This is a genomic window from Neokomagataea anthophila, assembly GCF_018122595.1.
GTDB classification, from domain to species: domain Bacteria; phylum Pseudomonadota; class Alphaproteobacteria; order Acetobacterales; family Acetobacteraceae; genus Gluconobacter; species Gluconobacter anthophilus.
This window is the reverse complement of the sequence record NZ_JAGRQH010000228.1, coordinates 1-219: the sequence shown is the minus strand read 5'-3', so window position 1 is coordinate 219 and position 219 is coordinate 1. Positions and strand designations below refer to the sequence as shown.

Below are 219 nucleotides of genomic sequence, written 5' to 3'. Positions count from 1 at the left end.
GAACGACTCGCTTCCAAACGTCGCCGCAAAGCACTGACCTGTATCGTCCATGCGTCATAACAATCACGCGCCAATGTCAGAAACGAATCCGGGACAAACGGAAAACGCTCCACCGTTCGTAAAAGGCAAAAATCGTCTAGTGAAGGTTCTAGAGCAAACTCCACAACACTGAATCGCTCACCAACAAATCCGAACTGTCCAACCCGCATGCGCTCTAGC

At 50.7% G+C, this 219-nt stretch carries 1 pseudogene; it reads right to left on the bottom strand.

From position 1 onward, the window contains the following. Positions 1–219 (bottom strand): annotated as a pseudogene (gene nadE / locus KB213_RS12550) (NAD(+) synthase); the annotation flags it as partial.